General features: G+C 27.1%; 13 protein-coding genes. All 13 read left to right on the forward strand.

Annotated features, from left to right (window positions below; genetic code table 11):
- The first annotated feature begins 55 nt into the window (after positions 1-55).
- The 13 genes from noc (at position 56) to dnaB (ending at position 10,709) form a co-directional block, all read left to right on the forward strand.
- On the forward strand, positions 56-841 hold the full coding sequence (gene noc, locus RDX53_RS07435) for a nucleoid occlusion protein (RefSeq protein WP_295573005.1): 786 nt from the start codon (positions 56-58) through the stop codon (positions 839-841).
- A gap of 84 nt (positions 842-925) precedes the next feature.
- Complete coding sequence (locus RDX53_RS07440) at positions 926-1,759, forward strand: ParB/RepB/Spo0J family partition protein (RefSeq protein WP_307993912.1); 834 nt, start codon at positions 926-928, stop codon at positions 1,757-1,759.
- A gap of 343 nt (positions 1,760-2,102) precedes the next feature.
- Positions 2,103-3,395, forward strand: coding sequence for a helix-turn-helix domain-containing protein (locus tag RDX53_RS07445; protein WP_295573009.1), 1,293 nt, complete (start codon positions 2,103-2,105; stop codon positions 3,393-3,395).
- A gap of 172 nt (positions 3,396-3,567) precedes the next feature.
- Positions 3,568-3,828 carry a DUF3343 domain-containing protein gene (locus RDX53_RS07450; RefSeq protein WP_295573011.1) on the forward strand — a complete coding sequence of 87 codons (261 nt, stop codon included), beginning with the start codon at positions 3,568-3,570 and terminating at the stop codon, positions 3,826-3,828.
- 15 nt (positions 3,829-3,843) lie between these two features.
- Positions 3,844-4,035, forward strand: a complete 192-nt coding sequence (locus RDX53_RS07455; RefSeq protein WP_295573015.1) for a DUF951 domain-containing protein — start codon at positions 3,844-3,846, stop codon at positions 4,033-4,035.
- Between the two features lie 179 nt (positions 4,036-4,214).
- A complete protein-coding gene (rpsF, locus tag RDX53_RS07460) occupies positions 4,215-4,493 on the forward strand; it encodes a 30S ribosomal protein S6 (RefSeq protein ID WP_195929913.1) in 279 nt (92 codons plus the stop codon).
- 39 nt (positions 4,494-4,532) lie between these two features.
- Entirely contained in the window at positions 4,533-4,985 is a 453-nt protein-coding gene (gene ssb / locus RDX53_RS07465; RefSeq protein ID WP_195929912.1) for a single-stranded DNA-binding protein, read from the forward strand.
- Between the two features lie 21 nt (positions 4,986-5,006).
- Positions 5,007-5,234, forward strand: a complete 228-nt coding sequence (gene rpsR, locus RDX53_RS07470) for a 30S ribosomal protein S18 (RefSeq protein WP_007285221.1) — start codon at positions 5,007-5,009, stop codon at positions 5,232-5,234.
- Positions 5,235-5,600: 366 nt separating this feature from the next.
- Positions 5,601-5,921 carry a MazG-like family protein gene (locus RDX53_RS07475; RefSeq protein WP_195929911.1) on the forward strand — a complete coding sequence of 107 codons (321 nt, stop codon included), beginning with the start codon at positions 5,601-5,603 and terminating at the stop codon, positions 5,919-5,921.
- Positions 5,922-5,928: 7 nt separating this feature from the next.
- Positions 5,929-6,903: a DUF2232 domain-containing protein gene (locus RDX53_RS07480; RefSeq protein ID WP_195929910.1), complete on the forward strand. Its 975-nt coding sequence runs from the start codon at positions 5,929-5,931 to the stop codon at positions 6,901-6,903.
- Between the two features lie 10 nt (positions 6,904-6,913).
- A complete protein-coding gene (locus tag RDX53_RS07485) occupies positions 6,914-8,914 on the forward strand; it encodes a DHH family phosphoesterase (RefSeq protein WP_195929909.1) in 2,001 nt (666 codons plus the stop codon).
- A complete protein-coding gene (gene rplI / locus RDX53_RS07490) occupies positions 8,911-9,357 on the forward strand; it encodes a 50S ribosomal protein L9 (protein WP_195929908.1) in 447 nt (148 codons plus the stop codon). The genes RDX53_RS07485 and rplI overlap by 4 nt, the downstream gene beginning before the upstream one ends.
- A gap of 23 nt (positions 9,358-9,380) precedes the next feature.
- Entirely contained in the window at positions 9,381-10,709 is a 1,329-nt protein-coding gene (gene dnaB / locus RDX53_RS07495) for a replicative DNA helicase (RefSeq protein WP_195929907.1), read from the forward strand.
- Positions 10,710-10,756: the final 47 nt, after the last annotated feature.

Below are 10,756 nucleotides of genomic sequence, written 5' to 3' on the forward strand. Positions count from 1 at the left end.
TAACAATGGAATCAGTTTAAATCTAAAAAATAGTTATAAATGAAAGAGGTATGTTATGGAAGAGAAAATAGTTATACAAATACCGATAGAAGAAATAGTCCCAAATCCATATCAACCAAGAAGAGTATTTTCTGAAAAGTCATTAGAAGAGTTAAAAAATTCAATTGAAAGTTATGGAGTATTACAACCGATTACTGTAAGAAAGAAAAATGAAAAGTTTGAATTGGTTGCAGGAGAGAGAAGACTTAGAGCTGCAAAGCTGGCTAACTTAAAAACAATACCTGCTATAGTACATGAAGTATCTGATGAAACATCAGCCGTATTAGCATTATTGGAAAATCTGCAAAGAGAAGATTTAAATTTTATAGAAGAGGCTTTGGGCTATGAGAATTTAATAAAAGAGCATAATTTCACTCAACAACAATTAGCTGAAAAACTAGGTAAAAATCAATCTACAATTGCTAATAAGTTGAGAATATTGAAATTGCCAGAATCTATAAAAGAATCATTAGTCCAAAACGGACTTACAGAAAGACACGCACGTGCGTTACTTAAATTACCTAACGAGGAATTAATGAGTCAAGTTGTATCAAAAATAATTAAAAATGAATTGACTGTTAAAAAGACAGAAAAGCTTGTAAAAGATATTTTGGATAATATAGAAGCAAAAGAAGACACAGAAAAAAAACAAAATATTAAATGCTCAATGAGCATAAGGATATATCTTAACACATTAAAACAGGCTTATGATGCTATACTAAATACCGGCATAGAAGCTAAATATAATGAAATAGATAAGGGAGATTATATGGAAGTAGTCGTTAAAATCCCGAAAAAATAGAATTACTGCATAGCAGTAATTTTTTTTTAAACAAAGACAATTTATAATCTAAATTACTTAAAAATTATAGGAGGATATAATTTAATGTTAGAACAAGAATTAAATCAAAACTCAAATTTATTAACTGATGAAAATCAAACTCAAATTGTAAATGTAAAAATATCTGATATATATCCAAATAATACTCAACCTAGAATACATTTTGATGAAGATAAAATAATCGCATTATGTGAATCTATAAAAAAATATGGCGTACTTCAACCGATTGTGTTGAGAAAAGACGAAGATGGTAGATATATGATTATTGCTGGAGAAAGAAGATATAGAGCAAGTATTATGGCAAAAAAACAAGAAATACCTGCAATAATAAAAAATATACCTATTAAAGAAGTAATGGAAATTGCCTTAGTTGAAAATCTTCAAAGAGAAAATTTAAATATAATAGAAGAAGGAAAAGCATATAAAAATTTAATAGAAGAATATCATTCTACACAAGAAGAAATAGCAGAATTAGTAGGTAAAAGTAGACCATATATAACTAATACAATGAGATTATTGAACTTGTCTGAAGAAGTTAAAAAATACATAGAATTAAATAAAATTTCTCCAGGGCATGGAAAGGCGTTACTAAGGGTTAGTGACGAAATGAAACAGATTGAATTAGCACAAAGAATAATAAATGAAAATCTATCAGTAAGAAAGACAGAAGAGATAGTAAAAAATATAGTAGAAGATAAAAAAATTAAAAATAAATTAAAAGAAAAAGATATATTCATTAAAGATATAGAAGAAAGATTAATGAATACTTTAGGGACTAAAGTTAATATATCTTCTGGTAAGAAAAAAGGAAAAATAGAGATAGAATATTATACAGATGAAGATTTAAATGATATAATAGATAGACTTTTAGAGGAATAAATTATAAAAATTATGTAAATATATATTTTTTAAAATAGGGATATAGTGATAAAATAAGAAGAGTTCCTTTAAAAGGAAAATAAAAATTACATTTTTATTATGAACATAATTATAATATAGCGAGGAAAGTGGATATTTTATAAGATAGAATACTTAATTAATATATATAATTATATTTTAATTAATAAAAATATAGATTAAAATATAGTGAATTACTGTTTCTAATTAAAAAAATAGAATTTTTAGAAAAAAATGTAATCAAGGGTGATGTAATTAATGTAAGTATAAGTTATAATTATATTATAATTAGTAATAATAAATAATGTTAAAGTGGGTGAGATATATGAACATATTGAGTTTGGGGGAAAAGATAAAAAAGCTCAGAAAAGAAAAAAATATGACATTAAAGGAATTGGCAGGGGACAGAATAACAGCTGCACAAATAAGTCATATAGAAAGGGATAAATCCCATACAAGTTATGAACTTTTAGAATACTTATCTGAACGACTAGATGTCAGTATAGATTATCTATTGGAGACAAAAGAAATGCAATCTAAAAAAATTACTGACAATTTGATTTTACAAAGCGAAATATATATAAAAAGAGATGCGTTAGATGAAGCTGAAAAAGAAATACACGAAATCATTGAAATATGTGAAGAGTATGGCCTTTCTGAGAATTATGGTAAATGTAATTATTTATTAGGAGATATCTATCTAAAAAGAAAAGATGGTGCAACAGCAAACTTTTACTTTGAGAAAGCATTATTCTATTTTATAAAAAATGATGATAAAAAGAGAATATTCCAATGCTATATGAATATAGCAAATATATACTTTGATGAAGAATTCTATCAAGTATCTTTAACAAATTATTATTTTGCTAAAGATATATTAGAAGAAATTAATATAGATGATCCAGATACATACAAAGAACTATACAGCAAAATATCTAAATGTTATATGAAACTAAATGATAGTGAAAAATCACTAGAATTTATTGAAAAGATAGGTAATATAGATAATGATTATTCGCCAGAACAAGAAATAGAACTATTAGTTTTAAAAGCTAAAAAACTATTAGCTGAAGGAGAATATGTAAAATCAAAAGATTATTTTGCTAAGGCTTTAAAAATAATAGAAAAAGAAGAAAATAAAGATAAGTTAGCTCAAATATACTTAACAGTCGGAAGTATTTATGCAGAGATGGGAGATAATGAAAAATTCTTAGAGTATTCAGAGAAAGTATATGACATAAAGAAAAATGATACAGATGAATATATGATGAATAGTTTATATAACATTATCCAATCGTATATAGATGCAGACGATTTTGAAATGGCTAAGAAATATTCTAAATTGGCACTAGCAGCAGCAATAAAAAATAAAAGTAAATATGATGAATATAAAGCTTTAAAATACTATTGTGATATATATAAATACAAAGGAGAAACTGATATATCTATAGAATACCTTATAAAATGTATAGAAATAGTTTCTAAATTAGACGAAGAGAAAATCTTAGGAAACTTATATATAGAACTAGGTCAATTATACTCAGGAATATCAAAAGAAAAAGAATTAGAATGTTACCAAAAGGGTATAACTATATTTAAAGATTTAGAAATAATATAATAATAAACAAAAAAGCTAGACTCATTGAGTCTAGTTTTTGTAATTTATATAAGATACGAATATAATTCAGAATATTGAGTGAAAAATAAAAAAATATATGATAATATGATTATGAAAAATTAATCAAGAAAGGAGTATGCTAAAATAAAGGAATTTTAGCAACTAAAGCACTATGAATGAAATGTATATAATATCATTTAATTCTACACATCAAGCTATAAAATGTGATAAGCTTTTTGGTAAAAATGAAATGGATTATACAGTTTTACCTACACCAAGAGAAATCACTCAAAGTTGTGGTATGTCTATAGCATTTGCAATAGAAAATATAGATAATATAAAAGAAATTATTAATCAAAATCAAATTGAATACAAAGGAATATACAAAATATATAAGCAAGATGGAAAAAAACAAGTAGAAGAAATTAATTAAGAGGGGGAATATCATATGCCATTAAGTCTTAATATAGGAGATACTGTTGAACTAAAAAAACAACATGCTTGCGGTTGTAAAGAATTTGAAATAATTAGAGTTGGAATGGATATTAAAATAAAATGTAAAAATTGTGGAAGGCTTATCATGCTAGATAGACCAACACTAGAAAAAAGAACGAAAAAAGTAATTCCAAAAAGTGAATAAAATATTAGTATAAATATACAAAAAATGATTAAAAATAGAATTGTAAGAAAAAGTGAGTAACTACAAAAAAATCTTGATATATTTATCTAATGGTGATAAAATAGACAAGTATGAGATTTAATTCTCATTTCTCTGCTCTAAGAAGTAGAGCCGTTAAGTCCAAAGGGAGGTGAAAAAGAATGAAAAATTATGAATTAGTTTATGTTGTAAAACCAAATTCTGATGATGAAACAAAAGAAAGTGTTTTAAACAAAATAAAAGACGTTATTTCTTCAAATGGTGAAGTAGAAAAAGTTGATACATGGGGAAATAAGAAATTAGCTTACCAAATAGCTAAATTCTCAGAAGGTTTCTATGTATTAGTTAACTTTAAGTCTGGTGTTGAAGTTCCAAAAGAATTAGACAGAAACTTAAAGATAAACGAAAACGTAATAAGACATATGATCGTGGTTGCATAATTAATGCTTAGTCCAATAGATTTATAAGGAGGTCGCATTATGAACCATGTAGTTTTAATTGGAAGATTAACAAAGGATCCAGAACTAAGATATATACCTGGTACTGGAACACCTGTTGCTACATTTACTCTTGCAATTGATAGAGAATACACTAAGAAAGACGGAACAAAAGAAACAGATTTCATACCTGTAGAAGTTATAGGTAAGTCAGCTGAGTTCTGCGCAAACTATATATCAAAAGGTAGATTAGTTGCAGTTCAAGGAAATCTTAGAGTAGATAGATATCAAACTCAATCAGGAGAAAACAGAACTTTCACTAAAGTAAGTTCAAGAAGCGTACAAGCTTTAGATAGCAATAGAGGAAAATCGGAAAATCCATATGTTGAAAGTCATCAAGGGTCACAAGCAGGTTTTGAACCAAGCTTTGAGCCAACTCAAGGATTAGATCCTAATGGTTTTCAAGCTATAGATGACGATGATATACCATTTTAAGGAAAAGGAGGAATAACACAGATGATAAACAAAAAAAGACGTAAAAAGAGAAGAGTTTGTCAATTCTGCGCATCAAAAGACGCTAGAATAGATTACAAAAACACTCAAAGATTACAAAAGTACATCACTGAGAGAGGTAAAATATTACCAAGAAGAATATCAGGTACTTGTGCAAAACATCAAAGAGAATTAACAGTGGCAATAAAAAGAGCTAGAAACTTAGCACTTTTACCATACACTTTAGACTAATAAAAGTAAGCCTTCCATTGAAATATCAAGGAAGGCTTTTTTAATAACTACTTCACAAAAATAAGATACAATATTGCTGTTAAGTAGTATAATTCGACTAGAAAAAACATCATTTAAAGAACCATTTTTTAAATGATATAATAATATATGTGTTATAATATGTTTATATATTTGATAGTTGCAAATTCACAAAAACTTTATATTTATACTCAAAATTAAATTTTGCGATTATTATAAAAATAAATTGCAAAGATAAGAATGTAATTACATATTGTTTATTGAATTATTATAAATACAATAATTAATTACTAAAAATACTTATATAATTTATTTTTAAGGTTAAATAATATAAAGGAGGGTAAAGTTGTGAGGATTGATAGGAATACTGATATTACAAAAAACATGAAATTAATAGAATGGATGAAAAACGAGCTATTAATGAGTGTTAGTGAATTATTTAATGTTTTATTCAAAGGTGTAAGATCAGCGGATGAGGGACTTCAAGATATATTAGCAAATATTATAATGATAACTTATCTTTTAGCAAAAAGACTAGGAATAAGTTTTAATGAAATAGACTATAAAATAAAAGAAAAAACTTCATTAGGGATAAAAGAAGATCACAGTATAGAAAAATGGTATGGAGATTTAACCAATTTAAAAAATCATATTGAAAACAGGGAGTGATTATAAATTGAATAAAAAAATAACATTACCTCAGACGATAGTAATAACATTATTTACTATAATAATGATATTAGTTGCGGTTAATATACCAGCATTGAGTATATTAACAATTAGTGTTTCTTCATTGTTTGTGGTAATTGCTGCATTATCAGACACTAAAGGTATTTTCATATCTTTTGCTATGGTAATTTTGGGGCTAATTTTCTTTATTGACCCGGTATATATTTTTGATATTTGTCTAAATTTTGTTATACCAGGGATAATAATAGGTATAATTACTAGAAACATATTAAACTATAAGGAAGATAATAAATATAACCCTATTTTTATGGGGACTATTGCATTTATACTTGGATTAATTGCAAATTATTTAGTATCAAAATACTTATTTAATATTAATATGTTAGAAGAATTCACTTCTGTTATGAAAGCACAATTATCAACACAAATTAGTGTAATACAAGAATCTGTATCAAATCTGGCTTCAATGCCAAACATTACAGAGGAGTCAATAATACAAACAGTGTTAAATATTATGCCATTAATACTATTTTCTAGGGCTATAATATTAGCTATACTTACATATTTCTTAGCTATATTCACCTTAAAGAAAATAAGAAAAAATAATATAAAAGAAACTCTAAAAGGAATTAAGTTTTCTCGATTTTATTTACCGGGAAATGCTGTATTAACTTCGTTTGTTTTATATATACTTATAATGTTAATTGAAATATTAAATATCCCATTATATACAGATTTAATATTAGTAAACTTAGAATTAATATTCTATATATTATTCCTTATACAAGGAGTATCTGTGGCTATATTCTTCACAAAAAAATGGCTTAAAGCAGGTCATGTAATAAAATTCATATTAGGAATAATAGCTGTAAGTATAGTAGGAATTATGGGAATTTCTATATTAGGAATGGTAGATAGTATATTCGATTTTAGAAAAGTAAAAAGTTGTGAATTAATATAGGAGGATAAATATGAGGAATAAGCCAAATTTTAAAATAAATATGCCAGAAATAAATGCTTATATATTGATAATAGGGATAATGAGTATACTGCTTCTTGCTTACAATTTATACTTAGGAGGCTTATTTTTCTTTGGATTCATATATATAGTCTTTCACAACTGGAGAATCGCTAATTTTAGAAAAAAGGAATGGAATAAATATATTCAGAATTTGTCGTTAGATATGGATGAAACAACAAAAAAAGCTATAATGAATTTACCAATTCCTCTTTGTATATTAGAATTCGACGGGAATATAAATTGGTATAACAATAAGTTTTATGAAATGACAGGTTCACCAGATTTATTAGGTGAAAATATAGATAATATAATACCAAACTTAGATTTAAGAAAAGTTTTAAATGAGAATAAAGAAATGTATACTGATGTTGAATATAAAGATAGACAGTATACTGTTGTTTATAATGTTATAAAAAATGAACAAAATGACAATGCAAAATATCTAATGATGTTATATTGGATGGATAAAACTGAATATTTACAACTAAAACAACAATATGAAGATGATAAAAATGTAATTATGTTAATTCAAGTTGATGAATATGATGAAGTTTTAAAAAGTGCTCCAGAAGAAAAGAGATCTTTAATAACAGTTGAATTGGAACGTATCTTTACATCTGTTTTTGAAAATGAACTTAAAGGGGCAATCAAAAAAACATCTAAAGATAAATATGTCTTTTTCACTAGAGAAAAAGAATTAAAAAAACTACAAGAAAATAAATTCGCTATATTGGATACTATAAGAAATATAAACTGTGAGAATACTCTTCCAGTTACTATAAGTATAGGAGTTGGTAGAGAAGGTGATTCTTTATATAAAGATTTGCAACGTGCAAATGGTGCATTAGATTTAGCGTTAGGTAGAGGTGGAGACCAAGCTGTTGTTAAAACTCAAGACAAATTCGAGTTTTATGGTGGAAAGTCAAAAGCAGTAGAAAAAACTACAAAAGTTAAATCTAGATTAATAGGATATGCACTTAAAGAAGTAATCTCACAAAGTAATAATATATACATTATGGGACATAAATATCCAGATTTAGATGCGATGGGTGCAGCTGTAGGTATATTTGACATATGTAAATCTTGTGGTAAATCAGCCAATATAGTATTAGACCAAGTTAACGATTCTATAGAAGAATTCGTTAAGAGAGTAAAGAAACAGGAATATTACAAAGGTCTATTTATAACATGTGAGGAAGCCATAAAAAACTGCAACAAAGATACAGTTGTAATTGTTGTGGATACTCATAGGCCAAGCTATACAGAATGCCAAGAATTATTAAATATTGCTAAAAAGGTAATAGTAATAGACCATCATAGAAGAGGTGTGGAATTTATAAAAGATACAGTTTTATTATTCCATGAAATATATGTATCATCTACATGTGAAATGGTAACAGAACTTATTCAGTATTTAGAAGAAGATGTTAAGATAAATAAATTAACAGCAGAAGGCTTGCTTGCAGGAATTAACTTAGATACAAAATTCTTTGCATTTAAGACAGGTGTAAGAACTTTTGAAGCTGCATCATACTTGAAAAAAATCGGTGCAGATACTGTTGAAACTAAGATGTTATTTAAATCAAATGTAGAAGATTTTATTGCTAGAGCTGATATTATAAAAAATACTAAAATAATAAATAAAAGAATTTGTATAGCTTATTCTGAATCAGAAATAAGCAATATAAATGTGGTCATAGCTAAGGCAGCTGATGAACTTTTAAATATTAAAAATGTTGAAGCTTCTTTTATCCTAGGACACAAAAATGACACAGTATTTATAAGTGCAAGGTCATTAGGACAAATCAACGTTCACGTACTCATGGAAAAGCTAGGAGGCGGCGGACATATAGATATAGCTGGTGCTCAACTTAAAAATGTAACACTAAATCAAGCTTATAAAAAGGTGCATCAGATAATAGAAGAATATTTAGAGGAGGAAAATCAATGAAAGTAATATTATTAAAAGACGTTAAAGGCACAGGAAAAAAAGGTGAGGTTAAAGAAGTAAGTGATGGTTATGCAAGAAACTTCTTACTACCTAAAAAAATGGCAAAATTAGCAGATAACCAAGCTGTTAAAGAATTAAAAGAACAAAATAAATCAGCAGAAATAAAAGCTCAAAAAGAGTATGAAGAAGCTGTTGAATTAGGCGATAAAATGAAAGAAATGAATATAGAAATATATTCAAAAGCAGGAGAAGGCGGAAGATTATTCGGTTCTATAACTGCAAAAGAAATAGCTGAACAACTTAAAAAACAAAAAGGTATAACAGTAGATAAAAGAAAAGTACTTTTAAATGAACCAATAAGAGTATTAGGTTCTAGATTCGTTGAAATAAAAATTCATCAAAAAGTTGTTACAAAAATAAGAGTAGACATTAAAGAAAAATAAACCTGAACTTGAGGTGATAAATAATGGAGGATAATACAAGAATTCCTCCACATAGTGTGGAAGCAGAACAGTCCGTATTAGGATCTATATTACTAGACAAAGATGCTATGATAAGTGTTTCAGAAACATTAATACCAGAAGATTTTTATAAAGAAGCACATAGAGTAATTTATGAATGTATGCTGAAACTTTATAACAATCAATCTGAAATTGACTTAATAACATTAGCAGATGAACTAAGAGATCAGGGGTATTTAGATGATATAGGAGGAATAGCATATATAACAAGCTTATCGACGATTGTTCCTACAACATCTAATATAAAATACTATATAAATATAGTAAAAGAAAAATCTATATCTAGACAATTAATATCAGCAGCAAATGATATTATAAATTTAGGTTATGATAGCTCTACAAAAGTTGAAGACGTTTTAGAAAATGCAGAGAAAAAGATTTTTGATATATCTCAAGAGAGAACAACTAATGATTTTCAGCCGATAAATCAAGTTTTAACAGAAACTCTTTCTATGCTAGAAAAATTATATGAAGAAAAAAGCGATGTTACAGGATTAACTACGGGATTTAGAGATTTAAATAAAAAAATAAATGGTCTTCAAAGATCGGATTTGTTACTAATAGCGGCACGTCCTGCTATGGGTAAAACAGCATTTGCACTTAACTTAGTACAAAATGCAGCCTTAAAAGGTGATGCATCAGTTGCAGTATTTAGTCTCGAGATGTCGAAGGAACAGCTTGTTCAACGTATGGTAGCAGCTCAATCTAGTGTAGAATTAAAGAAAATCAAGACCGGAACACTAGCTGCCAATGATTGGCCGAGAATAACAGATGGTATGGCAGTATTATCGGGAGCGAAAATTCATATAGATGATACACCAGGTATAAAAATATCTGAATTAAGATCAAAATGTAGAAAGTTGAAAATAGAAAAGGGATTAGATTTAGTATTGATAGACTACTTACAGCTTATGGAAGGTGAAGGCCATAACGAAAGTAGACAACAAGAAATTGCTAAGATATCTAGATCGTTGAAAATATTAGCTAAAGAATTGGATTGTCCAGTTGTTGCATTATCTCAGTTATCAAGAGCCCCAGAACAAAGGGCAGATCATAGACCGATGCTTTCAGACTTGAGAGAATCAGGTTCTATAGAACAGGATGCCGATATAGTAATGTTTTTATATAGGGACGAATATTATAATCCAGATACAGAAAGAAAAAATATCGGTGAAGTTATTGTAGCTAAAAACAGACATGGAGAAACTGGAACAGTTGAACTAGTTTGGTTTGGTGAAATACAAAAATTTGCCGATAAAATGAGAGAAGAATAAAACTAAAAAAAATATATATATTTATAAAAATTGTAAATATTAAAATA

It is taken from the genome of uncultured Intestinibacter sp. (assembly GCF_902468165.1).
GTDB lineage: Bacteria > Bacillota > Clostridia > Peptostreptococcales > Peptostreptococcaceae > Intestinibacter.